This is a genomic window from Streptomyces sp. HM190, from assembly GCF_009857135.1.
Taxonomy (GTDB): domain Bacteria; phylum Actinomycetota; class Actinomycetes; order Streptomycetales; family Streptomycetaceae; genus Streptomyces; species Streptomyces heilongjiangensis.
The window spans coordinates 7,295,839-7,321,825 of the sequence record NZ_CP047318.1 but is presented as its reverse complement, the minus strand read 5'-3'; the positions used below and the strand labels follow the sequence as shown (position 1 = coordinate 7,321,825).

The window sequence follows — 25,987 nt, the reverse complement described above, 5'->3', positions numbered from 1 at the left end:
TCAGTCCCTGGGGAGCAGCGGTCCGAGCGGCCCGAGGTCCAGGTTGAGGTCCTCGGGCCGCAGGCCGTAGCGCTCGCGCAGCTCGGTCATCCGGTCGTCCAGCAGCATCAGGGTGAGCCCGATGCGCTCCTCCTGCTCCTCGGTGAGCTCCCCGGTGTCGAACCGGCGCACGGCCTGCCGCTCCATGAGCTGACGGAGCAGCTCGACGACGGTGAGGACCAGCTTGACCAGGTCGCGTTCCACCGTGTCGGGTTCCAGTTCGAGACGGTTGCGGCCGGTCACTCGCTGCCTCCCCAGGGCGCGGGCACATTGGCGTTCACGGAGCTGATGAGCGCGTTCAGGTCGATGCGGACGAGGTCGACGTCCGCGATGCGCAGGGTGAGGTCGCCGGCGATGACGACCCCGCCGGCGAGCAGCCGGTCGAGCAGGTCGACGAGGGCCACCTCCCGGCGTTCTATGACGGTCACGCGTTCTCTCCGCTCATGCCGTCGGAGTCGGCGCGGCCGGTCTCCTCGCCGCTGAAGGAATAGGCGGCCCAGGGTCCGGTGAGTTCCACGCGCAATCCGGGCTCCTCGTTCTTCGTGCGGTCCACGAGTTCCACGAACCCCTCGGAGTCCCGGCGCGGCACCAGATAGGCCGCGTTCAGCACATTGCGGCCGGGGGCACCGGAAAGGGCGGAACTCTGGGGCGCGTGCAGCCGGGTGTCCTCGGCGCGTTCCGAGAGGGTCTCGTGCAGCCGGCGGGCGAACCGGTCGGCCTTCTCCCACATCTCCTCGTGGGCCTGCCGGCTGTGCCGCCGCTGCCGCAGGTAGTCCCGCCCGCTGGCGGCCTTCGCCGGCTCCCGGGGCCGCTGCTCCTCGGACTCCGGTTCCGCGTACACCTTGACGCCCCACTCCACCCGGCCCGACAGCCGGTCCAGGGTGCGCAGGAAGCCCTCCTCGCGGGCCTCCAGCATGACCCGTACGCCACTGTCGTCGTGGAAGACGGTGCCGAGCCGCAGCGGCAGCGGCGTGGTGACCACGGTGAGCGCGTCGATCACGTTCTGGTGGGCGTGGGCGGTCTCGGTCAGCCAGTCAAGGTCCTCCAGGTGGGCGCGCAGCGGCTGCTCCGCGAAGTCCCGCTCGGGCACCTCGCTGACCACGGCGACCAGGTCGTGGTGGCGCAGCAGCCGGGGAGGGGCGCCCCCGACCCCCGTGATCTGGGACTGGAGCGGCGCCTCGAAGGGGCGGCACACGGCGTACACGTAGCGCAGTCCGGTCATGAGGGCTCCTCTCTGGCAGGGCCGCGCTCGACGGCCGGCTCCGGTCCGCGCCGGGGACGGCCGTCGTCCAGCTCGGCGAGCCGGGCGCGCAACTCTGCGTTCTCGCGGGAGAGTTCGTCGCGGCGTGCGTGCGACGACAGGGCCGGGTCGGTCTCCCACCAGTCGATACCCATCTCCTTGGCCTTGTCGACGGAGGCGACGACGAGGCGCAGTTTGATGGTGAGCAGTTCGATGTCGAGCAGGTTGATCCGGATGTCGCCCGCGATCACCAGACCTTTGTCCAGTACACGCTCCAGGATGTCGGCGAGGTTGGCGCTGCCGTTCTGGCCGTACGGCTCGGGCACTCGGCTCGGGAAGGTCACCGGCGGCTCCCGCCCCCGGCTGCCCGTTCCTCGTCCTCATAGTCGTACGGTTCCCCGTCGCTGTCCTCCTCGACGTCGTCCTCGTACGCGTCCTCCACGCCGTCGGGCTCCTCCTCGTAGGCGTCCTCGGGCTCCTCCTCGTACGCGTCCTCGTCGTCCGCGTACGCGTCGTCACCGTCCTCGTACGCGTCGTCCGCGTACGTGTCGGTGGCCTCGTCGGCGTCCCCCGGCCCCTCCTCGGGCTCCTCGTCCTCGTAGGCGTCCTCGGCGTCCTCGTGGGCGTCCTGGGACTCGTCGCGGGCCCCGTAGTCGTCACGGGACTCCTCGCGCTCCTCCTCCGCCACCACGTCCTCGTGGGAGCGCACGACCTCGCCGTCGCGGATCTCCCCGCGCCAGCCGTCCTCCGCTTCACCCTTCAGAGTGACGAAGCGGGCGAAATGTTTGAGATCGAGCCGAGCGCGGCGGCCCTGGGCGCGCCAGAGGTTGCCGGTCTTCTCGAACAGGCCCTTCGGGTAGTACTCGATCACCAGCAGCACCCGCGTGAGGTTGTCCGCGAGCGCGTGGAACGAGACCGTGCCCTTCGTGGTGCCCTTGGCGCCCTCGGACGTCCAGGTGATCCGATCGTCGGGCACCTGTTCGGTCGTACGGGCCTTCCAGCTGCGGTTGGACCAGAAGACCTTGAGCTGCCAGTCGGAGTGGGTGTCATCGGCCCGGCCTGCGCTCTTGACGCCCTTGGCGAAGGTGCTGAAGTCCTGGTAGCGGGTCCATCGGTCGTACGCGGTGCGCACGGGCACACCGACGTCGACGGACTCCAGGATCACCGTCGGCCTGCTGCCCGCCCCGCCCCCGCGGCCGCCCTTGCCGCCGAGGTTCTTCAGGGCGCCCAGCACGTTGTCCTTGGCCCGGCCCGCGCCCACCTCCAGGGCGGTGCGCAGCGGACCCTTGCCCCCGGCGAGCTTGCGCCCGGCCTCCAGGGCGAGCCCGGCGAAGCCGGGGCTGTTGCCGTCGGCGATGTCGTTCAGCCTGCCGGTGGTCTCGCCGAGCTTGCGGCCCAGACCGACCAGCATCCGCTGGGCCAGCACGGCGAGGAACTCCCGCGCCTCCTCCTTCAGGTGGTCGACGGCGGGGCTGTGGGCGAGGTCGGAGAGCGGGGTGCCGTTCGCCGCGCCCTTCGCCGTGTCGGTCGCGTCCTTCGCCGTGCTCGTCGCACGGCCGGTCGCCGCACCCAGGGTCTCAGTCATCGCCACCGCCTCCCCTCGTGGCCCGCGACCGGGTGGCCTTGCGGGCGGTCTTCTTGGCCGGGGTGGTCTTCTTCGCGGCCGTCTTCTCGGCGGCCGCCTTCTTCGCCGTGCCCTTGCCGGCGGCCGGGGCGGCGGTCTTCTTCGCGGAGGCCTTCTTCTTCGCGGGGGCCTTCTCGGCGGCCCGCGCGGCGGTCTTCCTCGCCGGAGCCGGCCGCCCGCGCTCCGGTTCCTCCTCGCCGGACTCGGCACCGTCCTCGTCGTCCGCGCCGGACGCCCGGGCGCGCTCGTCCTCCTCGTCGTACGCGTCGTCGTCGTGGGCGTCCTCGTCGCGCTCCGACCGCTCGGGGGCGGCTCCGGAGAGCTGGTCGCGCACCTGGGCGGTGCGGCCGTGCAGCCGGTCCGCCAGACCTTCGATCCGGCGTTCCACCAGGGCGCCGGCGGCCGCCTTGCCGACGCCGCGCAGGTCACCGCGCAACTGGTCGCCGATCTCCTTGAACTGCGCGCTGTCCAGCAGTTGGCGGGACACCAGGTCCGCGATCGACCGCGGACCGAGGTTCATCCGCTTGCCCGCCACCATGGTCCCGACCACGACGGCGAGCTTCAGTTTCCTCCTACGTCCGAGGACGTATCCGGCCCCTACGGCGAGGCCCAGTCCCACTCGGTTCATCATGTCGTCCCGTCGCCGTTTCCCGTGCCCCTGCGCGCGCTGGTCTCCAGCCGCTCCAGAAGCTCGTCCTCCAAGCGGTCGAACTCCTCCTCGCCGATCTCGCCCGCGTCGAGCCGCTGCTCGAGGCGGGCGAGTTCGGCGCGCACGGCCGCCGGGTCGTAGTACTGGCGCTCGGCCTCGGCCAGCACCTGCCGCACCGCCCAGAGGCTGCCGCGCACCGGTGCGAAAGGCAGCAGCAGCACCTCGGTGATCAGACTCACGCACCCGCCTCCTTCGGCCTCGTCCGCCGTGCGCGCGGCGCGCTCAGTGCGCCGCCTCCCCCTCCGCGTGCTGGGCGGGGCCCGGCTCGACGAAGCTGTACGGCGGCAGCGGACCGTTGACCCTCAGTTCGACGTGCGGATGGCTCGCGCGGACCTCCTCCACGGCGGCCAGGAACACCTCGGCCGACTTCCGGTCGACCAGGTACGAGACGTTGGCCAGCCAGCCGGTGGAGTCCGGGCCCACGCTGATCGCGGTCGCAGCCCGCTCCAGCGCCCGCCGGAGTTGCGCCGCGTCCTCGGCCTCCCGGTGCTGCACCGCGCCGGCGACCATCTCCCCGAGCCGCAGCCGGTCCTCGTACGTGCCGCCGTCGGCCTTCCGGTTGGTCTCCGCCAGCGCCCGCAGCTCGGTGTTCTCACTCATCACTCGGTGCAGCACGCCCTGCTCGTCGTGGCTGGCCTTGACGTTGTACTCGACCTTGCCGTCGAGGGCTCCCAGCCGCTCCCGGTAGTGCTCGGCACGCTCGGCGAGCACATGGGTGACGGCCGCGTCGTCCTCGGCGACGCTGCCGAACCGCATGGGCAGCACGGAGCCGCCCCCGCCCGCCTCGTTCAGCACGTTCTGGTGGGCGAGCAAATCCCTGCGCTTGGGCCGCAGCCCCTCGGGGGCGTCACTGACGATCGCCGCCAGCCCGCCGTCCTTGAGGATGCGCACGGGGCACGGCGGGTCGCCCACCCCGCCCATGCCCTCGGGGAGAGCGGTGTGCGAGCTCGCCGTGATGCCGTAGACGTACGTGCTCACTCCTGTTCCTCCCTCCTGCGCGAGCTGGTGGCCTTGCGGGCCCGGGGCCGCGACTCGCTCCGGCCGTCGTCGCGTGCCTGCCGGAAGGCGTCGGAGATCGTCTCGGCGGCACCGGACAGCGCCCCCTTCGACTTGCCGCGCGCACCGGACTCGGTGATCTCACCGACGAGGTCCGGCAGACCGGGGTCCTTGCGCGGTCCGGCCTCCAGATCGAGCCGGTTGCACGCCTCGGCGAAGCGCAGATAGGTGTCGACGCTCGCGACGACGACCCGTACGTCGATCTTCAGGATCTCGATGCCCACGAGGGAGACCCGTACGAAGGCGTCGATGACCAGCCCTCGGTCGAGGACCAGTTCCAAAACGTCGTAGAGACCGCTGCTGCCGCCTCCACCACCGGACTGCTGTGCCGGGACTACGGTCATGCCGGGCGTTCCTCCTTCTGGGGAATGCGGATGTTGCTGGTGTCAGGGAGTCGCCGGTGTCCGTGGACGTGTCCGGGGACACCGGTGCGGGACGGCCTAGCGGCCGGAACGGCGTGCGTCGGCCCTCCCGCGTTCGTAACGGCGGACGCGCCGGTAACCGGTGAGCTCACCGTCGGCGTCGAGCTCCACCTGGTAGCTCGCGAGCAGGCTCATGGTGTCGGGGACCCGGGCCATCTCCAGGACCTCGACCTCCAACGCCCAGCCGTCCTCGGTCCGTTCGAAGGACGACACGGACTCGGCCTCCAGGCCGGTCAGCTCCGCGAGCTGGTCCCGCGCGTGGCGCAGTACCTGCATGGGGGTGGGGCGGCTCCGAGCCGCCTCGTCCCGGGAACGCCCGGAGGTCTCCCGCCCCGTTTCCGGTTCGTCCGCGTCCTGCGGTGTCGGGTCCTTCTGCGAAGTCGGGTCCTTCTGCGAAGTCCGGCTTTTCTGTGAACGATGCGTGTTCGACGTGCTGGATGTGTTCGACATGGCCACCTCGAACACCGAGTGGCCCCCCGGCCGTTGACCAAACCCTCCGGATGCGTGCGCTCTCAACCGGCAGTGCGCGCAGGCGCCTTCGGGCCGGGCCGAGGGCGCGGGCCCGGCGCGTCGACCCCGCCCGGGGGTCGGTGCGGGCCTGTTCCACGGCGTCCTCGTGGTGGCCGGGGGGTGTTCTGCTGCACCTTCTCGGGCCGGTGGATCTCCACGCCGTGCCGGCCGACCCGCGGGGTCAGTGTGGCCCCCTGGTCCACTCCTCACTCCGTACGGACCGTTCCCGGCGCGCCGGTCAGGGCGCGATCGCGTGCTCCACCAGGAGGCGGCCGGCCGCCGCGATCGCCTCCGCGTCGATGCCCGCCTCGCGCAGCTGCTCCTCGGGGGAGGCGGAGCCCGGCATGTCCCGCACGGCGAGCCGCACCAGACGGGGCACCGGCCGCCCGTCGGCGAAGGCGTCCAGGACCGCGTCGCCGAGGCCGCCCTCCGGGTGGTGGTCCTCGACGGTGAGGAGGCAGCCGGTGCGCTCCGCGGCCTCCCGCAGGGTGCGGCGGTCGACGGGCTTGACCGAGTAGAGGTCGATCACCCGGATCGGGATGCCCTCCCGGTCCAGCGCGTCGGCGGCCTTCAGCGCCTCGTGGACGGTGATCCCGGCGGCGACGACGGTCAGCCGGTCGCCGTCCGAGGCGCGCAGCACCTTGCTGCCGCCGACGGGGAAGTCCTCGGTCGGGCTGTAGACGACGGGGGTGGCGCCCCTGGACGTGCGCAGGTAGCGCACGCCGTCCAGGTCGGCCATGGTGGCGACGAGCTTGGCGGTCTGGTTGGCGTCGCACGGGTACAGCACGGTCGAGCCGTGCACGGAGCGCATCATCGCCAGGTCCTCCAGGCCCATCTGAGAGGGCCCGTCCCGGCCGATCGCGACACCGGCGTGCGAGCCGGCGAGATTGAGGCCGGCCCCGCTGACCGAGGCCATGCGGACGAAGTCGTGGGCGCGGGTGAGGAACGCCGCGAACGTCGAGGCGAACGGCACCCAGCCGCGCGCCGCGAGCCCCACCGACACCGCCACGAGTTCCTGTTCGGCGATGTAGCACTCGAAGAACCGGTCGGGGTGTTCCTTGGCGAAGAACTCGGCGCGCGTGGAGTCACCGACCTCGCCGTCCAGGGCGACGACGTCACCGCGGGCGCCGCCCAGCGCGGCGAGCGCATGGCCGAAGGCGTCACGGGTTGCCACCTCGTCGCCGACGGCGTACCGGGGCAGCTCCGGGTGCCCGGTGCGTACGGCGTGCAGCATCCGCGCGGCGGGCGGTTCGGACACCTCGACGCGGAGGTCCCGCGGGCCGCCGAGTTCGGCGATCGCCTCGTCGGCGTCCTTGAGCGGCTTGCCGTGCAGCCCTTCGCGGTCCTGGACGGCCTCGACGCCCTTGCCCTTGAGGGTGCGGGCGAGGATCACGGTGGGCCGGCCCCTGGTGGACGCGGCCTCGCCGTAGGCGCGGTCGACGGCGTCCACGTCGTGGCCGTCGATCTCGACGGTGTGCCAGCCGAACGCGGCGAAGCGGCGGGCGTAGGCGTCCAGGTCGTGGCCGTGCCGGGTGGGGCCGCGCTGGCCGAGCCGGTTGACGTCGACGATCGCGGTGAGGTTGTCGAGGCCCTCGTAAGCGGCGTGCTCGGCGGCCTCCCAGACGGAGCCCTCGGCGAGTTCGCTGTCCCCGCACAGCACCCAGACCCGGTAGCCGGTGCGGTCCAGCCGCTTCCCGGCGAGGGCGATGCCGACGGCCACGGGCAGGCCCTGGCCGAGGGACCCGGTGGCCGTCTCCACCCAGGGCAGACGGCGCGGCGTGGGGTGCCCTTCGAGGCGGCTGCCCAGCTTGCGGTAGGTCATCAGCTCCGTCTCGTTGATCGCCCCCGCCGCCTTGTACGCCGCGTACAGCAGGGGCGAGGCATGGCCCTTCGACAGCACGAAGCGGTCGTTTCCGGGGTGCTCGGGCCGCTCGAAGTCGTACCGGAAGTGCCGCGCCATCAGCACCGCCATCAGTTCCGCCGCCGACATCGACGACGTGGGGTGCCCGGACCCGGCCGCCTCCGAGCAGCGGATGCTGTCGACGCGCAACTGCTGTGCCAGCTCGTTCAGTTGACGGCTGTTCATGAGTCTCCTTCCGCACCCGGTGCGGGCTTGTGGGAGGTGTCGGTCCGCTCCGGCGTCCCCCGGCCGCGGGCCGCCCCGGTCGGCTCCGGGGTCTTCCCGCCCGTGCCCGTGCTCCCGGAGGCGCCGCCGTGTCCGTCGGCGGCGGACCGCGCGGGGGCGGAGGGTGCCTTCGTCAGTTCCGGGGAGTCCGTGTCCAGGGGGACCGACCAGGAGCGGACGAGGCCGAGTTGGACGCCCTGGCGGGGCAGCACCGCGTCGAGGAGCCAGTCGGCGGCGACCCGGACGCGGTTGCCGGGCATGGCGGCCAGGTGGTAGCCGCGGGTGACGGCTCCGGCGACGGGCCCGGCCAGGGGGATGCCGAGGGGGTTCGCGGCGGCCTTGACCCCGCCGAGGTCCACGACGAAACCGAGGTCGCTGTGGCGGTACGGCCTCGGCTCACCGCGGCCCAGGGAGGCGGCCACGTTGAGGGCCGCGACCCTGCCCTGCCGCCAGGCGTGCTGGGCGGTCATCGGCGTGTACGAGCCGGGCTTGGTCAGATCCGGTACGGCGGCCGCGTCCCCGCAGGCGAACAGCTCGGGGCGGCCGGGCACCTGGAGCGTCGGCTCGACGAGCAGCCGGCCGCGTTCCATCGGCAGCCCGAGCGACTCGGCGAGTGGATCGGGCCGTACGCCCACGCACCACACCAGGGTGCGGGTGCCGACGAACTCCCCGTCGGTCAGCAGCACCCCGGTGGGGGTCGCCTCCTGCACGGAGGTCCCCATACGCACGTCGACACCCCGCTGCCGCAGCACCCGGTCGGCGGTCGTCGACAGCCTCTCGTCCATCTCCGGCAGCACCCGCTCGGCGACGTCCAGCAGCATCCAGCGCGGCCGGACACCCTCCCAGCGGGGCTGCCCGCGCACCAGCTGGTCGGTGAACAGCTGCCCCTGGGCGGCCACTTCGGTGCCGGTGTACCCGGCGCCGACCACCACGAAGGTGCAGCGCGAGCGGCAGTCCTCGGGGTCGTCGGAGCCGGCGGCCAGCTCGACCTGCCGGGTCACGTGGTCGCGCAGGTACAGCGCCTCCGGCAGGCCGCGGAAGCCGTGGGCGTGCTCGGCGACGCCGGGGATGGGCAGCAGCTTGTTGACGCTGCCGGCGGCGAGCACCAGCCGGTCGTACGTCAGGGTGCCGACGCCGCCCTCCGGGTCGGCGTAGCGCACGGTGCGCGCGTCGAGGTCGATCTCGTCGGCCTCGCCGAGCACCAGGCGCGTGTGGCGCAGGGTGCCGGTGAGGGAGACGGTGACCCGGCGCGGTTCCAGGATGCCGGCGGCGACCTGGGGCAGCAGGGGCAGGTACAGGAAGTAGTCGGTCGGGTTCAGCAGGGTGATGTCGGCCTTGCCCTGGCTCAGCCGCTCCAGGGTGCGGGCCGTCCGGTAGCCGGCGAAGCCGGCACCGACGATCACGATGCGGGGTCGACTCACGGTTCGCCTCCGGTGGGTCGCGCGTACGGAGTCCTCGGTCGTGGAGGCCTCAGGCGTGGAGGCCTCGTCGGGTAGGCCTCGGTGGTCCGATGTGTGTGTACGGCCTCGTCCTCGGGGCGGTGGCCCCGCGCCGTACGGGCCTACCGCGTCCCCCTGGTAGGGGCGCCCAAACCGGCGGGGCCCCGGAGGACGCGGGTTTCCGCCGCGGGCTGCGGGTACCCGGACCGCGACCTGACCCGCCCCCCGCGGAGGACACCCCCCATGCCTGAGTTCGGCTACTTCCTGGCGACCGAGGAGTTCGGTCCCGCTGACCTCATCGAGCAGGCGAGGATGGCCGAGCAGGCCGGATTCGACTGCCTGTGGATCTCGGACCACTACCACCCGTGGAACGACGCGCAGGGCCAGAGCCCGTTCGTGTGGTCGGTGATCGGCGCTCTCTCGGAGGCCGTGTCGCTGCCGGTCGAGACGGCGGTGACCTGCCCGACCGTGCGGATCCACCCGGCGGTGGTGGCGCAGGCCGCGGCGACCAGCGCGGTGATGACCGGCGGCCGGTTCAGGCTCGGCCTCGGGTCGGGCGAGGCCCTCAACGAGCACGTCCTCGGCACGCACTGGCCGCCGGCGAACGTGCGCCTGGAGATGCTGGAGGAGTCGATCCAGATCATGCGGCGCCTGTTCACCGGTGAGGAGGTCACCCACCACGGGCCTCACTACACGGTGGAGAACGCCCGCCTCCACACCGTCCCCGACGAACCCGTCCCGATCGACGTCTCCGGGTTCGGGCCCAAGGCCGCGGGGCTCGCCGCCCGGGTCGGCGACGGCTTCATCACCATGGGACCGGACGAGGAGATGGTGACGCAGTACCGCAAGGGCGGCGGAGGCGGCAGGCTCGTCAGCGGCGGTACGAAGGTGTGCTGGGGCCAGGACCGCGAGGAGGCCGTCCGCACGGTCCACCGCCTCTGGCCGAACCAGTTCCTGCCCGGCGAGATGGCCCAGATCCTGCCGACGCCCCGCCACTTCGAGCAGTTGGAACCCCTGGTGACCGAGGAGATGGTCGCCGAGAACACGGTGTGCGGCGACGACATCGACGAGCACGTCCGTGAGCTGCGGGCCTTCGTCGAGGCGGGCTTCGACCGCGTGTACGTCGGCCAGATAGGTCCCGACCAGCGCGGCTTCTTCGACTTCTACCGCACGAAGGTGCTGCCGCAGCTCCGCCAGGGCTGACGCCGCCCCACCCCTCCCCCGGACTCTCGGCCCGGACGGTGCCTTCTCTCCCCATCGTCCGGGCCGAGTGACGTCCGGGCCGGGTGCGTGTGCGGTCGTCCGGACCGGGTGCGCGTGAGGGCGGCGGCCTCCCTCGGGCGACCGCCGCCCCGCGGTCGGCGCGGCGCCCGCGCGTCAGGCCCGTCACGCGGACCCGCCCGCCGGTCCCGCCGAACGCGGCCGTCCGCGGCGATCTCCTTCGCGGCCGTTCCCGGCGGACTTCCAACTAGTGCCCCGTCAGGCAACGTTTGCCCCGTCGGGCAAACGTCACCTGCCGCGGCACTAGGCTCCTCCGTATGGAGATTCTCGGAACCACGCTCCGTATCTGCGTCGACGACCTTGAGGCCGCGGTGCCGTTCTACGAGAGACTCTCGGGCGCACCGGCGATGCGCTTCGAGCGCGGTGGCGTCCAGGTCGCCGCGGTGGGGTGCTTCCTGCTGATGAGCGGCCCGGAGGCCGAGCTGGAGGTGCTGCGGAAGGTGACCGCCACCCTCGCGGTCGAGGACGTCGACGAGGCGAACCGGGTGCTCACCGCCTCCGGTGCCCGGGTCCTGGCGGGCCCGGTGCCGACGCCAGTCGGCCGCAACCTGATCGCGGTGCACCCGGACGGCACGGTGTACGAGTACGCCGACCGCCGCGCGCCGGGATAGCCGGCGGCGCGACGGCCCCTCAGCCTCGGGGGCGTCCGGCGAACACGGACCGCACGATGTCCGTGAGCAGGGCGCCCGCGGTGCCGTCGAGGTCCAGATCGGGGTCGTAGATGGTGACGTTGAGGCCGACGCAGTGCGGTGACGTCACCAACGGGCCGAGCAGTGCTGTCAGTTCGTCGGGGAGCAGTCCGTCGGGGTCGGGGCTGTCGACGGCGGGCATGACGGACGGGTCGAGGACGTCGGCGTCGAGGTGGACCCAGAACCCGCCGAGTGCGGGCGTCTCGTAGCTCTGCGCGGTGACCCGTGCGAGGTCGACCGGGTCCCAGGTGCGCAGGTCCCCGACGGTGACCACGGGGATCTTCAGGGCGGCCGGCTCGGTCCGGTCGTCGTCGTACGCGTCCCGGATGCCGTTCTCAGGGGCGGTCGGCCAGGTGGTCGGACCACATGCGGGTCGTGAGCGCCCACCGCTCGTGGTCCCGCCATGCCCCGTCGACGAACAGGAAGTCGGGCGAGAAGCCCTCCAGCCGGAACCCGCAGCGCCGGGCCAGGGCGATGGAGGCGGCGTTGCCGGGCTGCACGTTGATCTCCAGCCGGTGCAGTCCCAGGGCGGTGAACGCGTGCGCGACGACCAGCCGGAGCCCCTCCCCCATCAGCCCCCGGCCGGCGGCGTGGGCGAAGGCCCCGTAGCCGAGGGCGCCGCACTGGAAGGCGCCCTCCACGATGTTGTTGATGTTGACGAACCCGGCAATCGCCCCGCCGTCCCGCTCGCAGACCAGGAACCCGGCCTTGGCGGGGTCCTCGATGAGCCGGCCCGCGTAGGTGGCGTACGCGGCGGGTGTGGTGGGCGGGAAGAGCCACGGGTGGTGCAGGTCCCGGCTCTCCCGTGCCCGCGCGACGAACTCGGGGCCGTCGTCGAGGGTGAAGGGCCGTATCCCCACCCGGGGACCTTCGGCGAGAGGGCGCATGTTCTCGGACACCCCGCCACGGTACGCCGAGCCGGCGCTCACCCGCCGCCCGGCCGGGGTCCTGGTGAGGTGGTCCGTCTCACCAGCGGCGCTTCATGAAGTACGCCCCGCACACCGCTCCGATCAGCGCCGTCCCGAGCAGCGCCAGCCACAGTGGCATCGTGACCTCGGGGATCAGCAGTCTGATCCGGGTGGTCCGGGTGTTCTCGAAGATGAAGACGAGAGCGAGCACGGCGAGCAGGCCGACGGTGACCCTGCCGGGCGTCAGCATGTCCCCCCACTGCCGGGGTCCGCGTGCCCTGGCCCTGCCTCGGTCCGACGTGGTGGTCTTCGGGCTCATACGACCAGCATGCGACGCGGCGGCGCTCCCCGCCCGGCGGGAGCCCGCCGGGCGGGGCAGCACGCCTCCGGCACCCCCGGTGTCCCTGGCTCCGCCCGGGACCGGTGCCGGCTCAGACCAGCGCCGGCTCGTCCAGCGTCAGCGTGCCCGCGTCGGCGTCCAGTTCGGCCGTCACGCCGAACGGGACGGTCAGCGCTCCGTCGCAGTGGCCGAAGCCGAACTCCTCCACCGTCGGCACACCGAGCCCGCCGAGGCGGTCCACGAGCAGGGCCCGGACCCGCTCGTACGGCTCGCACTGGGCCCAGGAGCCGAGGAGGACCCCGGCGACGCCGTCGAACCAGCCGGCCCGCAGCAACTGGGTCAGATAGCGGTCGAGGCGGTAGGTCTCCTCGCCGACGTCCTCCAGGCAGACCAGGGCGCCCCGCGCGCCCGGCCGGGCGTACGGGTTGCCGAGTTCCGCGGCGAGCAGGCAGAGGCAGCCGCCGAGCAGGACGCCCCGCGCCCGGCCGGGGACCAGGGCGGTGCTGTCCGCGGCGGTGATCGTGCGGACCGACTCGGGGGCGAAGAGGGTGGCCCGCAGATGGTCCTGTGCGCGGGTGTTCTTGAGGAAGTCGACGCCGGCGGCCATCGGGCCGTGCAGGGTGACCAGTCCGGCCCGGGTGGCGAACGCCTCGTGCAGCGCGGTGATGTCGCTGAACCCGACGAGGATCTTCGGCCCGGCCGCGCGAAGGGCGTCCCAGTCGAGCAGGTCCGCCATCCGCTGCACGCCGTAGCCGCCGCGGGCGCACACCACGGCGGCCACGGACGGGTCGCACCAGGCGGCCTGGAAGTCGGCGGCCCGGTCGGCGTCGGTGCCCGCGAGGTAGTCGAAGTCGGGGTGCCGGTCGAGCGCGTGCGGTGCGACGACGGGATCGAGGTCCCAGCCGCGCAGGAGGTCCAGCCCTGCGCTGAGCCGCTCCTCGGGCACCGGCCCGCTGGGGGCGACGACGGCCACCCGGGCGCCGGGCGCGAGGCGGGCGGGCCGGGTCAGCGGGGTCACGGCGGGGGCCGGGGGGCGGGTCGGCGGGGGTGTCGTCACTTGGCGAGCTCCAGGGTAGGGATTCCAGGAGGATTCAACCCGAAGACCTGCGCGTACAGCGAAAGCTCCGCCTCCAGGACCCGCACCATCGTCTCCGCCCGCCGGAATCCGTGCCCCTCCCCCTCGAAGGCGATGTACGCGTGCGGCACCCGCCCGCCCTCCAACCGGGCCAGGAACCGCTCGCACTGCGAGGGCGGGCAGATCACGTCGTCGAGGCCCTGGAGCAGCAGGAAGGGCGCGGTGATCCGGTCGGCGTGCACGGCGGGCGACCGCTCCGCGTACCGCATCGGATCCTCGTCCCGCGGCCCGACGAGGCTCTCCAGGTACCGCGACTCGAAGTCGTGGGTCTCCTCCGGCCCCCACCGGGTGAGGTCCAGCACCGGGTACAGGATGGTTCCGCAGGCGTAGACGTCGGTGGTGGTGAGGGAGACGGCGGTGGTCCAGCCGCCGGCGCTGCCGCCCCGGATGGCGAGCCGGGACCGGTCGGCGGTGCCCTCGTCGGCGAGGGCGAGGGCGACGGCCGCGCAGTCCTCGACGTCGACGACGCCCCACTGCTCGCGCAGCCGGTTGCGGTACTCCCGCCCGTAGCCGGTGGACCCCCCGTAGTTGACCTCGGCGACGCCGATGCCGCGCGAGGTGAAGTACGCGATGGTCAGGTCGAGCACCAGGGGCACCCGGCTGGTGGGCCCGCCGTGCGCCCAGACGACGTACGGCGGGAGTTCGGTGCCGGGGGCGAGGCAGCCGGGGTTGTGGGGCGGGTAGACGTGCGCGTGGATCTCGCGTCCGGCGGGACCGAGGAAGGTGCGGATCTGGGGTTCGGGGTAGTGGGCGGGGTCGACCGGGTCGACGTGCGCAGCCCCGACGACCCGGGCGCGGCCGGCGAGGGTGCCGGTGGAGCCGGAGCCCGCGGGGGCGGTGTCCAGTTCGACGACCTCGTACGCGCTGCGCGGGCTGGCGCCGATGGCGATGACCCGGCCGCCGTGGGTGGCGAGCGACGGGGAGAACTCGGTCCAGGGACCGGCCGCGTCCGTGATCTGGCCGGTCTCGGGGTCGAGGATGCCGAGCGCGGTGGCGCCCCGGCCGTGCACGACGGCGATGAGCCCGCTGTCCAGCAGGGCGAACCAGCGCAGGCCGATCTTCCACAGCGGCCCGCCGAACTCCTCCTCGCGGGCGCACAGCGGCGTGTTGTGGCCGTCGTGGTCGCGCCGGTACAGGTTCCAGTAGCCGGTGCGGTCACTGGAGTGCACGAGGGTGCCGTCGGCGGCCCACTCGACCTGGGCGATCGACTCGTCGGGGCCGCCCTCGACGGTCCGCGCGCCGTGCAGCGTGCCGTCGTCGGTGATGTCGGCGACGATCAGCTCGGTGCCGTCCCAGGGCATGCGCGGGTGGTCCCAGGCGAGCCACGCGGCACGTCGGCCGTCGGGCGAGATCCGGGGCCCGGTGACGAACCGGTGGGCGCCGTCGGAGAGCTCGCGGACGGCGCCGCGGTCCTCGGCCGCCGAGCCGTCCAGCGGTACCGCGGCGACGACCCGCCGTACGTCGGCGGGCGCCTCCCCGGTGAACTCCTCCAGGAGGCACCACACCTCGTCCCGCTCGGTGTGCAGTTGCGGATCGGCCCAGCGCAGCCCGCCACCCACCGTGGACACGGGGGTGAGCGGGACGGGCTCCCCGCCGGGCTCGTACCGGTAGAGGCGCTGGTCGGCGAAGTTCACGAACACCACGAGGGGTCCGCCGTCCCGCAGGGCGCCGGCCCACGGGTGTCCGCCGTACTCGATGACGCGGCTGCGCACGTTCCACGGCGCCGGCAGCACCTGCTCCTCCGTGCCGTCGGGGGTGCGCCGCACGAGGGTGCGCCTGCCGCCCTCGGCGGGGCGTGGTTCGGTCCACCACGCCTCGTCGCCGACGTACCCCGCGAACTCGGGGTGGCCGTCGTGGGCGGCCGCGAGCGCCGCGTCGATCGGCGAGGGCCATGAACCGTATGCCAGGGTCTGCACCTTTTCCCCCATCTCCTTTCGTCCCCCGTCTGTGCCTTCCCCGGGCCGACGTCTCCTAGGCCCTGCCGTCGCGTCCCCGTCGTCACGCCCCGTCGTCGCGTCCTGGTCGGTACGTCCTCGTCGGTACGTCCTCGTCCTCCGCCCGGCGGGCGGGCCCGGTGTCGCTAGGCCGTCCTCAGGAAGCGGTCGAGTACCCGGACACCGAAGCGGAGTGCCTCCACCGGGACACGTTCGTCGACGCCGTGGAAGAGGGCCGCGTAGTCGAAGCCCTCGGGGAGCTTCAGCGGCGCGAAGCCGTAGCCGGTGATCCCGAGGCGCGAGAACTGCTTGGCGTCCGTGCCGCCGGCCATGCAGTACGGCACCACGTGCCCTTCGGGGGCGAACTCCTCGACGGCGGCCCGCATCCGCGCGAACGTCACCGAGTCGACCGGCGCCTGGAGGGCCACCTCGCGGTGCTCGAACTCCCAGTCCACATACGGCCCGGTGAGGTGGTCCAGGGTCGCGCGGAACTCCTCCTCGCCCCCGGGGACGTACCGTCCGTCCACATGGCCGACGGCCTCCCCGGGGATCACATTGATCTTGTAGCCGGCGTCGAGCATGGTCGGGTTGGCGCTGTTGCGCACGGTCGGTTCGACCAGGGCGGCGGCCGGGCCGAGCTTCTCCAGCAGCCGGTCGACGCCCTCGGGGTCGTCGAGCGCGGCGTCGACGCCGTACAGCGCGGCCAGCTCGGTGAGGGCGGCGCGCACGGTCGGGGTGACCCGCAGGGGCCACTCGTGGGCGCCGATCCGGGCGACCGCCGTCGCCAGCCGGGTCACCGCGTTGTCCCGGTTGACCTTGGAGCCGTGACCGGCCCGGCCGCGCGCGGTGAGCTTCAGCCAGCCGGTGCCGCGTTCGCCGGCGGCGATCGGGTAGAGCTGCCGGCCGGCTCCGTCGTGGAAGGTGAACGCCCCGGACTCGCTGATGCCCTCGGTGCAGCCCTCGAAGAGGCCCGGGTGCCGGTCGGCGAGGAACCCGGAGCCGTCCTCGGCGCTGGCCTCCTCGTCGGCGGTGAACGCGATCACGATGTCGCGGCGGGGCCGTACGCCGTGGCGGGCCCACTGGCGTACGACGGCGAGGATCATCGCGTCCATGTTCTTCATGTCGACGGCGCCCCGGCCCCAGACCACGCCGTCGCGGATCTCCCCGGAGAACGGGTGCACGCTCCAGTCCTCGGCCCGCGCGGGCACCACGTCGAGGTGACCGTGGACGAGCAGCGCGTCCGCCGAGGGGTCGGTGCCCTCGATCCGGGCGACGACGTTCGTCCGGCCCTCGGTGCGCTCCAGGAGCGTGGGCTCGAGCCCGGCCTCGGCGAGCCGTGCGGCGGCGTACTCGGCGGCGGGCCGCTCGCGGCAGTCGCCGCCGCCGCGGTTGGTGGTGTCGAAGCGGATCAGGTCGGAGGTGAACCGGACGACCTCGTCGAGCGCCTGTTCGTCCACCGTTGCCGTCTGCTCAGCCATAGGTCTCCTCCGTCGCGGCCGAGACGATCGTCGTGACCGCCTTGAAGGTGCGGATGCCCTCGTACATGGTCGGGCTGGTGTACGCGATCTTGCGTTCGCCGGTGCGGGTCACGCCCGGTACGACGGTCGCGGCCATCGCGAGGTGCTCGGCGTCGAACTCCAGCGCCACGGTGAAGGGCCCGCCCCGCACCGGTTCGTGCCGGACCGCGAGCGACGCGGCCTCCTTCGCCGCCGCGCGGATGTCGGCGGCGGTCCGCGCCGGGGTGCGGCACACCGCCGCGTACCGGGACACATGGTCCTTGACCGCGACCTTGAGCGCGCCGGGCGCGTACCCCAGGGCGTCCTCGCACGCCACGTCGTCACCGGTCACCAGCACCACGGGCACCCCGAACTCGGCGACGACCCGCGCGTTCAGCAGCCCTTCGCTGGCCCGTACGCCGTCCACCCACACACCGGTGATGGAGTTCGCGAGGTAGGTGTGGGCGAGGACGCCCTCCATGCCGGCGCCCGCGTGGTAGCCGACGAAGGCGATGCCGTCGACGTCGCCGTGCTGCACGCCCTCGACCATGGACAGCGCCTTGTGCCGGCCGGTGAGCATCTGCGCCCGCTCGTCCAGCTGCTCCAGGAGCAGGTTGCGCATCGTCCAGTGCGCCTCGTTGATCAGCACCTCGTCGGCGCCGCCGTCGAGGAAGCCGAGCACGGCGGCGTTCACGTCGGACGTGAACATCGCCCGGCACCGCTCCCACTGCGGGGTACCCGGCAGCACGTCGGCGGGCCAGGTGACACCGGTGGCGCCCTCCATGTCCGCACTGATGAGGATCTTCATGACGCCTCACGTTACGCGCCGCCCCCGACCGGCGTGACGGCGAGCCCCCGCCGACGTGCGGTTTCCCGCCGCCCACAGCCGCGGCCGGTGCGGCGCCCGCGCTCAGGCCCGGCCGGCCACGTACCACCGCGACGGCAGTTCGATCCGGGTGCCGTCGGGCGTGTGCTCGGTGGTGACCAGGGGCAGATCGCCGTCGGCGAGGACGGTGAGCCCCGCCTCGCGCAGGTACTCCGGCACGGCCGCGTCGCTGACCTCTGCGGGGGCTATGCCGTGCCGGAAGACGGGGGCGAGCTTCGCGGGCGGGCCCGCGGGACCGCCGGCCAGGCCCATCAGCACGGGCTTGGCGGCCTCGGAGAGTTCGACGAGGAAGGCCCGGCCGCGCTCCCCCACCAGCGTGGCGACGGTCGCCACGAGGCGCCGGCGGTCGTCGGGCTCGCACTGGTGGAGGACGCCGCGCACATAGACGTTGGCGTCGCCGAGGTCCGCGCGCAGGGCGTCGGCGTCCGCCGTTTCGGCCGCGTCGAGGAGCCGGTAGTCGGCCCGGCCGTCGGGGTCGGCGCGGCGGGCGTGGTCGAGGGCGGCGGCCGACAGGTCGGTGCCGACGACGCGGGCGAAGCGGTCGGCGAGGTAGCGGGTCTGGGTGCCGTTGCCGCAGCCGAGGTCCACCAGGGGCAGGTCCAGGGCCGTGAGGTGCGGCTCGAAGAGGGCCAGGTGGACGGCGGAGGTCCGCGCGGGTTCGGCGTCCCAGAACACGGCTCCCGTCTCGTCCGGGGCCTCGCGCCAGAACCCCTCCCAGGCGTCCCGGTACCCATTCGTCACGCTCATGCCCAACCCCCAGGATGCGACCGCGGGCCCACCGGACGGACGACCCAGAACGGTCTACCGCGCCCGTCACGTGGGGACAAGCACCGGGGGCGCACCTTCACCACGCATCCGGATCGCACACACCGCGCCACACCCCCGCGCGTCCACCCGGCCGCCCGTCCCAGAGGGAACACCGGAGGGATCACGACACCGATGGCGCGGTCGGGTGTCGGTCGTCAGCGGCGCCGGGGCAGGGTCAGCTCGAACCAGACCGTCTTGCCGCCCTCCGTCCGGCTCGTCCCCCATGCACGGGCGAGGGTGCTGAGGACGCGCAGGCCCCGGCCGTACTCGTCGGCGGGGCCGGTGCTGAGCAGCGTCGGCAGGGTGTGGTCCTCGTCGTAGACCTCGCAGAGCAGGGTGTCGCCCCGGACCAGCCGCAGTTCGACGCGGCGGCCCCGCGCGTGGCGTACGGCGTTGGTGACGAGTTCGCCGGCCAGCAGTTCGGCGGTGTCCGTGAGCCGCTCCAGCCCCCACACGTACAGCTGTTCACGGACGGCGGCGCGGGCGCGGCCCACCTCGACGGGGTCGGGGGCCAGGCGCCACTCGGCGACGTCCTCCGGCTCGACGCCGTTGAGGCGGGCCATCAGCAGGGCCACGTCGTCCTTGCGGCCGCCCCTGGTGTTGAGGGCGCGGATGATGGTGTCGCAGGCGGCGTCCATGGAGGCGGCCGGATGCGCGGCGGACTCGCAGAGCGTGGCCAGGCCGACGCCGATGTCCTCGCCGCGCACCTCCACCAGCCCGTCGGTGCACATCACGAGCCGGTCGCCGGGCTCGACGCGGACGCGCACCGCCTCGAAGGGCACCCCGCCGACCCCGATGGGCGCGCCGGTGGGCAGGTCGAGCAGTTCGCTGCGGCCGTCGACCGCGCGGACCAGCACCGGGGGGATGTGGCCGGCGTTGGCGAGGTGCAGCTCGCCCGCGATCGGGTCGTAGACGGCGTACAGGCAGGTCGCGAGGTAGGTGTCGCCGAGGCGCTGGGCGAGGTCGTCGAGGTTGCGCAGGAGCTGCGCGGGCGGCAGGTCGAGGGCCGCCATGGTCTGGACCGCGGTGCGCAACTGGCCCATCATCGCGGCCGAGTTGAGCCCGTGCCCCATGACGTCGCCGACGACGAGGGCGGTGCGGGCGCCGGGCAGTTTCACCGAGTCGAACCAGTCGCCGCCGACCCGGCCGAGCAGGGTGCCGGGCAGATACCGGGTGGCGATGTCGCAGCCCGTCCGGTGGGCCTCGATGGTGGGCAGCATGCTGTCCTGGAGCGTCTCGGCGACGTTCTCCTGGTAGGTGTACATGCGGGCGTTGTCGAGGACGAGCCCGGCGCGGGCGGCGAGTTCGGCGCCGGTGACGCGGTCCATGTCGTCGAAGACCTCGCGCTCCGGGTGGCGCAGCAGGATCATGAAGCCGAGCACCACGTTGCGCGCCTTCAGCGGCACGACCAGCATGGAGCGGCCCGTGATCAGCGGCCGGATGTCGCGCTTGTCGAACTGCGCGGCGATCGCGTGCCCCATCTGCTCGCTGATCCGGGGGACGAGGACGGGTTCGCCGGTGGTCATGCACTGGAAGAACGGGGTGTGCGCGGGGAACGGCATGGCCTCGCCGACGGGCACGACGTCGTCCCAGCGGCCGGGTTCGTCGGTGTGCTCGACGGCCACCCGGTGCCACATGGTGGTCGTGTCGGGCACGCCGTCGGGGAAACCCTCCCCGGCGACGACCTGTTCGCGCAGGTAGGTGCCGGCGACATCGGTGAAGCGGGGCACGACGGCCTTGCTGACCTCGATGATCGTGCGGGACAGGTCGAGGGAGGTGCCGATGCGTCCGCTCACCTCGTTCAGGAACTCCAGACGCTCCCGCACGGCGGCGTACTCGAGGTCCTCGCCCTCGTCCTTCAGCTCCTCCGGCACCGGCAGCCCCTGCGCGACGGCGCGCGCGGCGCGTTCGCGGCGCCGCCGCCGTTCCGCGCGCCGGGGCACACCCCAGTCGGGGGTCACGGGCACCCGGTCGTTCTGGCTGAACTCCAGTATCGGATAGCCCAGTTCGAGGATCTGTGCGACGATCCGGGCGCTGTCGCCGACGCTCATGCTCGGCAGGATCTCGGGGAGGCGGCGGGCGAGTTCCTCGGCGCCGGGGAAGTCGGTGTGGAGGGCGAAACCGGGCGCGATGCGCTCGACGGCCACTCCGTCGTGCTGTCCCCGCACCGCCTCGGCGTCGGCGGCCAGCACCAGCAGGCGTCCTGGGCCGGGCCCGACGAGCGGGTAGGCCCACCACAGGACGTCGATCCGGGTACCGTGTCCCGGCCCGGGTGTCTCGGCGGCGCTGGTGGCGCCGGGTGGCCCCTCGGGGACGGAGAGCCGGGCGCGTCCGGCCGACGGGTAGCAGAGCTGCCCGTCGAGGGAGGACTCCAGGCCGGGGCCGAGCCCGTCGTGGGGACCGTAAGCGGCGCGGGACGGGGTGTCGTCCTCCTCGGGGAGGGCGCCGGACACCGGGAGCAGGTCCAGGGCGGGGCGGCCCACCGCGTCCTCCTTGACGGTGCCGAACAGCCGCCGGGCCCCGGTGCTCCAGTGCGACACGAGTCCGCCACGGTCGACGACGACCACGGCCAGGGGCACACGGCCGGCCGCGGTCCGCCGCACCGGGTCGCCACCCGCTCCGCGGCCGGTGCTCGCGCCCGTGTCGGTGCCACGGTCCATGGCCAAGGCCCCTTCTTCCATGACTCGCAAGATCTGCGCCGCCCTCACCACCGTACGGCGGCGTAGCGTCGCGAGGTGTGCCAATACGGGAATTGACCACCAGGAGCCTCCGGCGCACGAAACGGCACGCGTTCGGCTTCGCTCGGCCGCGCACGCCCCCGTGGCGCGGGGCTTCCGCACCTCGGCGGGCGGCCGGTCCCGGTGCTCGGCCGACGTCGTTCCCGGCGCTCCGGCCGGTGCCGGTCCCGCGTCACAGCACCCGCCTCACTCCGTGTACCCGAGGTGCAGGTCCCGTACCGTCCGGTCGCCGCCCGCGACCCGGAGGACCGTGGCGACCGGCGGGTATCCCGTCGCGATCACCGTGTACTCGCCGACGGACAGGTCGTCGAACCGGAAGGTCCCGTCGGCGCCGGTGGCGAGCGTGTCGACCACGTTGCCCGCGGCGTCGAGGAGGGTGACCCGCGCGTCCTCGACGGGGCGGCAGCCGCCGGCGCGGACCGTGCCCTTCAGGACGGCGCCCCCGGCGAGTTCGATGTCCTGCCGGGTCTCGCCGTCGGCCCGGACGGTGACGGGCAGCGCGCAGGGGCGGCGGGCTCGGGCGCCGGCGGCGAGGGTGTACTCGCCGGCCGGCAGATCGCTGACGGCGTAGTCGCCGAGCGCGCCGCTGCGGGTGGTCACCACGACCTCGCCGTGCACGTTGGTGAGGGTGACGGTCGCGTCGCACACCGGCCGGCCGTCCGCGGTGCGCACGGTCCCGACGAGCCGACCGATCCCGCCGAGCACGATGTCGATCTCGACGGGGCGTTCCCCGACGGTCACACCCACCGCCTGCGGCTGGTGGCCGCCGGCCGCCGCGATCAGCACGTAGGGCCCCGGTCCGGGGGTGGACAGCGCGTACGTCCCGTCCTCGCCGCTGCCGCCGCGCCCGGTCTGCCGGCCGACGTCGTCGATGAGGGTGAGCGCGGCCCGTGGCACGACGGTGCCGTCCTGGTGCCGGACCGTGCCGCACAGCGGGACCCCGGGGGCCACCGGGGCGGCCGGGGCGGCGCCGGACACGTGGGCCGGGCGGTCCCGCGGGCCGGGCACGGGCGCCGTGCGGGCGCCGGGGACCGGCTCGTCGGGGACCGCACCGTGCGGTGCCCCGTCGTGGGCGACCAGCGGGGCGCCCTTGAGGAAGAGGGCGACGAGGAGTCCGAGGACGAGCACCGGCGCGAGGTACAAGAGGAGCCGCGGCAGGACGTCGGCCCAGCCCTCGGCGTACGCGGCCCGCAGGGGGGCGGGCAGGTCGCGGACGGGCCCGGCGGTGTGGGCGAGGGGGGTGGTTCCGGCGTCCGCGGAGGCGGGCAGGCGGTCGGTGAGCCGGGCCGTCAGCAGCGTGCCGAGGAGGGCGACGGCCATGCTTCCGCCGAGGTGCCGGAGGTAGTCGGCCGCGTGGGTGGCGGTGCCGACGTCCTCGGGCCGTGCGGAGTGCTGCACGGCGAGCACCAGGACCGGCATCACCATGCCGATGCCCGCGCCCAGCAGGGCCGTCCAGAGGGCGAAGTGCAGCCGGGGTGTGTCGGGTTCCAGCCGGGAGAGCAGCCACATCCCGGCGGCGGCCAGGGCGCTGCCGAGGACGGGGTAGGTCCGGTAGTGCCCGGTGAGAGCGATGAGCCGGCCGGAGACGACGGACGCGGCGACGATGCCGGCCGTCATCGGCAGCATGAGGACGCCCGCCTCCGTCGCAGAGGCGCCGTGGGCGAGCTGGAGCCAGGCCGGGAGGTAGCCGGCCGCCCCGAAGAGCGCGGCGCCGACGGCCGTTCCGACGAGCCCGGTGACGACGAAGACGGGGTCCCGGAGCAGTCGCGGGGGGATGAGGGGATGGGCCGCGAACCGTTCGACGACGAGGAGGAGGACGGTCGCCGCGACCGCGCCGGCGCCGAGCCCGAGGACGACCCGGGAGTCCCACGCGTGGGTCGTGCCGCCCCAGCCGGCGGGCAGCACCAGGCAGGTCGAGGCGACGGCCAGCAGGAGCGCGCCGACGACGTCGAACCGCCGCCGGGGCCCGCGGTGGTCCGTCGCCGGCCGCTTCAGCGCGAAGGTGACGACGGCGAGGGCGAGCAGGCCGACGGGCACGTTGACGTAGAAGCACCACCGCCAGGAGAGCCGGTCGGTGAGGTAGCCGCCGAGGAGCGGGCCGGCGACCGAGGCGAGGCCGAACACGGCGCCGAGCGCGCCGAGGTACCGGCCGCGGCGCCGCTCCGGGACGATGTCGGCGACGATCGCCTGGACGCCGGTCATCAGACCGGCGGCGCCGACGCCCTGGAGCGCGCGGAACGCGATGAGCTGGTCCATGGTGCGGGACCGGCCGGCGAGGGCCGAGCCGGCCAGGAAGACGACGAGCGCGCACTGGAAGACGCCCTTGCGGCCGTACAGTTCGCCGAGCCTGCCGTGGACCGGCAGCGTGACGGTGGCGGCGAGCAGGTACGCGGTGATGACCCAGGGCATCCGGTCCCGGCCGTGCAGGGCGCCGGCGAGCCGGGGCAGCGCGACGGCCACGGTCATCTGCTCCAGGGCGGCGAGGAGCAGCACGAGCAGAAGGGCGAAGAACACCGAGCGGACGCGGCCGGCGCCGAGCGGTGGGGGCGCGGGGGGCGGCGGTGGTGCGGGGGTGCCGGCCGGTTCGTCCTTCAGCAGTGTGGTCGCGCTCATCCGTACCGCTCCCCTCGTGGCACCTACCGCACGGTTCCCGCGTCAAGCGGCAACTGCCGGTAGGGGCCACGAGTTACGGCGTCCCGGTGAGCGCGAGGGAGATCCACTCGAACCGGTGAGGGGCGCAAGAGGCCCCGGCGCACCGCCCGTTGGGCCGGGCCCGGGGGCGGCGGGGTGCCGCGGGACGTCTACTTCTCGACCTCGGCGGCGAGGTTCGCGAGGACGGCGTCGTAGATGCGGCCGAGGCCCTTGGGGGCGAAGGTCCGCTCGAAGAAGCCGCCGATGCCGCCGGCGCCCTGCCAGGTGGTGGTGACGACGACGCGGGAGCTGCCCTCGCCCGCGGGGGTGACCCGCCAGACGGTGACCATGGAGGAGTTGCGGTCCTTCTCGACGAGTTCGCCGTCGGAGGGCTCGGTGACCTCCAGGAGGCAGTCGCGGACGCGCTTGCTGGTGGCCTGGAGCCGCCAGTGGACGAGGGTGCCCTCGCCGTCGCCGCCCTCGCGCACCTCGTACTCGCTGAAGTGCTCGGGCAGGAGCTTCCCGCGCGTGCCGCTGTAGTCGGCCAGGGTGTCGAACACCGTCTCCGCGTCCGCCGCGACGACTCGTTCCGTCGTGGCCTCGACCTGCGCCATTGCACTTCCTCCAGCACTTGGTAACTCGGGGATGTGCGGAAAGCCAACCACCACCCGGCCGGACGGCCCAAATCGGGGGGCCACAGGGGCGGTGAGGGGCCCGCAGGAACGCCTCCCGGCGAGACCTTCACCCGATGTCCGGAGGCCCATTCGCACGATCATGGGAACATGTGTTCTATTCTGGCGCCAGAGCGACCGAGGAGGCGTCCATGCGCTGGGACCATCTGGCCGAGAACCCCGTCACGGCCCGGGACGCCGCGCTCTTCGGCGCGGAGGCGGTGACGACGCGCACGTTCGACACGCCCGAGTTCCGGGGCATGACCTTCCACGAGATCCGGGCGCGTTCGATCGTGAACCGGGTCCCCGGGGCCTCACGGATGCCGTTCGAGTGGACGGTGAACCCCTATCGGGGCTGCACGCACGCGTGCGTCTACTGCTTCGCCCGCAGGACCCACAGCTACCTGGACCTCGACACGGGCCACGACTTCGACTCCCAGATCGTGGTGAAGGTCAACGCGCCGGAGCTGCTGCGCCGCCGGCTGGCCTCACCGCGCTGGCGCGGCGAGCACATCGCGATGGGCACCAACGTGGACTGCTACCAGCGCGCGGAGGGCCGCTACCGGCTGATGCCGGGCATCATCGCCGCCCTGCGCGACCACGCGAACCCGTTCTCGATCCTGACCAAGGGCACGCTGATTTTGCGCGACCTCGACCTCGTCCGGCAGGCCGCCGAGGTCACCGAGGTGGGCGTCTCCGTCTCCGTCGGCTTCACCGACCCGGAGCTGTGGCGCACGGTCGAGCCGGGCACGCCCGCCCCGGAGCGCCGCCTGGACGTCGTGCGGGCCTTCGCCGGCCACGGCATCGGCTGCGGGGTACTGATGGCACCCGTGCTCCCCTTCCTCAGCGACCACCCGGACCGGCTGCGCGAGACCGTACGGGCGATCGCCGCCGCCGGGGCGACCTCCGTGACACCGCTGGTGCTGCATCTGCGGCCGGGTGCCCGCGAGTGGTACATGGCCTGGCTGGAGCGCCATCACCCCCATCTCGTACGACGGTACGAGCGGCTGTACGCGGAGGGGGCGTACGCGCCGAAGTGGTACCAGCGGCAGGTGACCCGTCAGGTCCACGAACTGGCCGAGGAGTTCGGCATCGGCCCGCGGCACGCGGGACTGCCGAGGAGGACCCCTCCGCCCGCTCCGGCCCCGGCGGAGCGGGCCCCGCAGACGGCACCCACCCAACTGACGCTTCTCTGACGGACCGAGCCTGACCGGTTCGGGGTCATCCGGGCGCTCCTTCGTCGCCGATCGGGTCAAGATGTGACAGACCGGGTTCTTCCGTGCCCGCACTCCGGGACGATGCGACCA

Annotated in this window: 25 protein-coding genes and 2 pseudogenes; 3 read left to right on the top strand and 24 right to left on the bottom strand. The window is 73.5% G+C overall.

Annotation, left to right across the window (positions count from 1 at the left end; genetic code table 11):
* The 13 genes and pseudogenes from GSY65_RS31350 to GSY65_RS31290 form a co-directional block, all read right to left on the bottom strand.
* On the bottom strand, nucleotides 1-282 hold the full coding sequence (locus GSY65_RS31350) for a gas vesicle protein K (protein WP_055539027.1): 282 nt from the start codon (nucleotides 280-282) through the stop codon (nucleotides 1-3).
* On the bottom strand, nucleotides 279-467 hold the full coding sequence (locus GSY65_RS31345) for a gas vesicle protein (RefSeq protein WP_159774895.1): 189 nt from the start codon (nucleotides 465-467) through the stop codon (nucleotides 279-281). Before GSY65_RS31345 ends, GSY65_RS31350 begins: the two co-directional genes overlap by 4 nt.
* Nucleotides 464-1,261, bottom strand: coding sequence for a GvpL/GvpF family gas vesicle protein (locus GSY65_RS31340; RefSeq protein WP_159774893.1), 798 nt, complete (start codon nucleotides 1,259-1,261; stop codon nucleotides 464-466). Before GSY65_RS31340 ends, GSY65_RS31345 begins: the two co-directional genes overlap by 4 nt.
* On the bottom strand, nucleotides 1,258-1,623 hold the full coding sequence (locus tag GSY65_RS31335; RefSeq protein ID WP_159774891.1) for a gas vesicle protein: 366 nt from the start codon (nucleotides 1,621-1,623) through the stop codon (nucleotides 1,258-1,260). The genes GSY65_RS31340 and GSY65_RS31335 overlap by 4 nt, the downstream gene beginning before the upstream one ends.
* On the bottom strand, nucleotides 1,620-2,864 hold the full coding sequence (locus tag GSY65_RS31330; protein ID WP_159774889.1) for an SRPBCC family protein: 1,245 nt from the start codon (nucleotides 2,862-2,864) through the stop codon (nucleotides 1,620-1,622). The genes GSY65_RS31335 and GSY65_RS31330 overlap by 4 nt, the downstream gene beginning before the upstream one ends.
* The gene (locus GSY65_RS31325; RefSeq protein WP_159776585.1) at nucleotides 2,857-3,531 is read right to left on the bottom strand and encodes a DNA primase; all 675 of its coding nucleotides are present in this window, start codon (nucleotides 3,529-3,531) and stop codon (nucleotides 2,857-2,859) included. The genes GSY65_RS31330 and GSY65_RS31325 overlap by 8 nt, the downstream gene beginning before the upstream one ends.
* Entirely contained in the window at nucleotides 3,531-3,791 is a 261-nt protein-coding gene (locus GSY65_RS31320; RefSeq protein WP_159774887.1) for a gas vesicle protein GvpG, read from the bottom strand. The genes GSY65_RS31325 and GSY65_RS31320 overlap by 1 nt, the downstream gene beginning before the upstream one ends.
* 43 nt (nucleotides 3,792-3,834) lie before the next feature.
* Nucleotides 3,835-4,590 carry a GvpL/GvpF family gas vesicle protein gene (locus GSY65_RS31315; RefSeq protein ID WP_159774885.1) on the bottom strand — a complete coding sequence of 252 codons (756 nt, stop codon included), beginning with the start codon at nucleotides 4,588-4,590 and terminating at the stop codon, nucleotides 3,835-3,837.
* Entirely contained in the window at nucleotides 4,587-5,012 is a 426-nt protein-coding gene (locus GSY65_RS31310) for a gas vesicle structural protein GvpA (protein ID WP_159774883.1), read from the bottom strand. Before GSY65_RS31310 ends, GSY65_RS31315 begins: the two co-directional genes overlap by 4 nt.
* A 96-nt stretch (nucleotides 5,013-5,108) precedes the next feature.
* Nucleotides 5,109-5,546 carry a gas vesicle protein gene (locus tag GSY65_RS31305; RefSeq protein ID WP_443043271.1) on the bottom strand — a complete coding sequence of 146 codons (438 nt, stop codon included), beginning with the start codon at nucleotides 5,544-5,546 and terminating at the stop codon, nucleotides 5,109-5,111.
* A gap of 64 nt (nucleotides 5,547-5,610) precedes the next feature.
* Nucleotides 5,611-5,703, bottom strand: a pseudogene (locus tag GSY65_RS34175) (non-homologous end-joining DNA ligase); the annotation flags it as partial.
* Between the two features lie 135 nt (nucleotides 5,704-5,838).
* Complete coding sequence (locus GSY65_RS31295; RefSeq protein ID WP_159774879.1) at nucleotides 5,839-7,686, bottom strand: transketolase; 1,848 nt, start codon at nucleotides 7,684-7,686, stop codon at nucleotides 5,839-5,841.
* On the bottom strand, nucleotides 7,683-9,146 hold the full coding sequence (locus GSY65_RS31290; RefSeq protein ID WP_159774877.1) for an NAD(P)/FAD-dependent oxidoreductase: 1,464 nt from the start codon (nucleotides 9,144-9,146) through the stop codon (nucleotides 7,683-7,685). The genes GSY65_RS31295 and GSY65_RS31290 overlap by 4 nt, the downstream gene beginning before the upstream one ends.
* A 261-nt stretch (nucleotides 9,147-9,407) precedes the next feature.
* Here GSY65_RS31290 and GSY65_RS31285 point away from each other — a divergent pair, with 261 nt between their 5' ends.
* Together GSY65_RS31285 and GSY65_RS31280 are read left to right on the top strand one after the other, a co-directional pair.
* Nucleotides 9,408-10,367 (top strand): LLM class F420-dependent oxidoreductase, encoded by a 960-nt coding sequence (locus GSY65_RS31285; protein ID WP_159774875.1) that lies wholly within the window; start codon nucleotides 9,408-9,410, stop codon nucleotides 10,365-10,367.
* Nucleotides 10,368-10,702: 335 nt separating this feature from the next.
* Nucleotides 10,703-11,056: a VOC family protein gene (locus GSY65_RS31280; protein ID WP_159774873.1), complete on the top strand. Its 354-nt coding sequence runs from the start codon at nucleotides 10,703-10,705 to the stop codon at nucleotides 11,054-11,056.
* A gap of 19 nt (nucleotides 11,057-11,075) precedes the next feature.
* Here GSY65_RS31280 and GSY65_RS31275 read toward each other — a convergent pair.
* From GSY65_RS31275 to GSY65_RS31225, 11 genes and pseudogenes are all read right to left on the bottom strand, one after another.
* Nucleotides 11,076-11,465, bottom strand: a pseudogene (locus GSY65_RS31275) (arginase family protein); the annotation flags it as partial.
* A 4-nt stretch (nucleotides 11,466-11,469) separates the two neighbouring features.
* Nucleotides 11,470-12,021 (bottom strand): GNAT family N-acetyltransferase, encoded by a 552-nt coding sequence (locus GSY65_RS31270; protein ID WP_159776583.1) that lies wholly within the window; start codon nucleotides 12,019-12,021, stop codon nucleotides 11,470-11,472.
* Nucleotides 12,022-12,100: 79 nt separating this feature from the next.
* Nucleotides 12,101-12,361 (bottom strand): LapA family protein, encoded by a 261-nt coding sequence (locus tag GSY65_RS31265; protein WP_159774871.1) that lies wholly within the window; start codon nucleotides 12,359-12,361, stop codon nucleotides 12,101-12,103.
* A 112-nt stretch (nucleotides 12,362-12,473) separates the two neighbouring features.
* Nucleotides 12,474-13,400, bottom strand: a complete 927-nt coding sequence (locus tag GSY65_RS31260) for a S66 peptidase family protein (RefSeq protein ID WP_159776581.1) — start codon at nucleotides 13,398-13,400, stop codon at nucleotides 12,474-12,476.
* Nucleotides 13,401-13,435: 35 nt separating this feature from the next.
* Complete coding sequence (locus GSY65_RS31255; RefSeq protein WP_159774869.1) at nucleotides 13,436-15,445, bottom strand: prolyl oligopeptidase family serine peptidase; 2,010 nt, start codon at nucleotides 15,443-15,445, stop codon at nucleotides 13,436-13,438.
* 152 nt (nucleotides 15,446-15,597) lie between these two features.
* Nucleotides 15,598-16,929 (bottom strand): M20/M25/M40 family metallo-hydrolase, encoded by a 1,332-nt coding sequence (locus GSY65_RS31250; RefSeq protein ID WP_159774867.1) that lies wholly within the window; start codon nucleotides 16,927-16,929, stop codon nucleotides 15,598-15,600.
* Nucleotides 16,922-17,755, bottom strand: a complete 834-nt coding sequence (locus GSY65_RS31245; RefSeq protein ID WP_159774865.1) for a M55 family metallopeptidase — start codon at nucleotides 17,753-17,755, stop codon at nucleotides 16,922-16,924. The genes GSY65_RS31250 and GSY65_RS31245 overlap by 8 nt, the downstream gene beginning before the upstream one ends.
* Nucleotides 17,756-17,857: 102 nt before the next feature.
* Nucleotides 17,858-18,580, bottom strand: a complete 723-nt coding sequence (locus GSY65_RS31240; RefSeq protein WP_159774863.1) for a class I SAM-dependent methyltransferase — start codon at nucleotides 18,578-18,580, stop codon at nucleotides 17,858-17,860.
* 215 nt (nucleotides 18,581-18,795) lie between these two features.
* Nucleotides 18,796-21,300: a SpoIIE family protein phosphatase gene (locus GSY65_RS31235; protein WP_159774861.1), complete on the bottom strand. Its 2,505-nt coding sequence runs from the start codon at nucleotides 21,298-21,300 to the stop codon at nucleotides 18,796-18,798.
* A 264-nt stretch (nucleotides 21,301-21,564) separates the two neighbouring features.
* Nucleotides 21,565-23,991 carry an MFS transporter gene (locus GSY65_RS31230; protein WP_159774859.1) on the bottom strand — a complete coding sequence of 809 codons (2,427 nt, stop codon included), beginning with the start codon at nucleotides 23,989-23,991 and terminating at the stop codon, nucleotides 21,565-21,567.
* A 188-nt stretch (nucleotides 23,992-24,179) separates the two neighbouring features.
* Nucleotides 24,180-24,623 (bottom strand): SRPBCC family protein, encoded by a 444-nt coding sequence (locus tag GSY65_RS31225; RefSeq protein ID WP_055541330.1) that lies wholly within the window; start codon nucleotides 24,621-24,623, stop codon nucleotides 24,180-24,182.
* A gap of 209 nt (nucleotides 24,624-24,832) precedes the next feature.
* Between GSY65_RS31225 and GSY65_RS31220 the strand changes: the two genes are divergently transcribed.
* Nucleotides 24,833-25,876 carry an Rv2578c family radical SAM protein gene (locus tag GSY65_RS31220; RefSeq protein ID WP_159774857.1) on the top strand — a complete coding sequence of 348 codons (1,044 nt, stop codon included), beginning with the start codon at nucleotides 24,833-24,835 and terminating at the stop codon, nucleotides 25,874-25,876.
* Nucleotides 25,877-25,987 lie beyond the last annotated feature (111 nt).